The sequence below is a fragment of the Falsirhodobacter sp. alg1 genome, from assembly GCF_000739715.2.
Lineage (GTDB): Bacteria > Pseudomonadota > Alphaproteobacteria > Rhodobacterales > Rhodobacteraceae > Falsirhodobacter.
Genome location: NZ_BBJC02000097.1, coordinates 1 through 524, shown reverse-complemented (window position 1 = coordinate 524; position 524 = coordinate 1). Strand labels below are relative to the sequence as shown.

Annotated in this window: 1 pseudogene; it reads left to right on the top strand. The window is 57.4% G+C overall.

The features are described from left to right. Window positions 1-263 precede the first annotated feature (263 nt). Window positions 264-524 (top strand): annotated as a pseudogene (locus tag TR36_RS14385) (hypothetical protein); the annotation flags it as partial.

Here is a 524-nt window from a genome sequence, read left to right as displayed (position 1 = left end):
GCAACGGCCTTTTTCGGCGGTTCCGCGACCGCGTCTCGCGGTCAACGTCGATGGACACTACCTGAGCTACAACGAAATCGTTATTCGACGACCTCGNTTGTGGGATGTTGAAAGCNGTGGAGCGTGTTCCGCGGTCCGCAAACCGTNGAGCCAAGGGGCGAACAGTATTGCCGGCGCGCTTGTCATCAAGACCAAGGATCCGACCTTCACCATCCTACAACGAAATCGTTTATTCGACGACCTCGTTGTGGGATGTTGAAAGCGTGGAGCTGTTCCGCGGTCCGCAAACCGTGAGCCAAGGGGCGAACAGTATTGCCGGCGCGCTTGTCATCAAGACCAAGGATCCGACCTTCACCCCCGAGGGAGCCATCCAGACCGAGGTAGGTACCGGTGGCCAGCGCCGTGCGTCGATCATGGCATCCGGTCAGGTTGCCAATGATGTCGCTGCACGCTTCACCTATGACTATACCGCGCGTGACAACTATATCGACTACACGAATTCTGCGTTTTCGATGGGCGATACC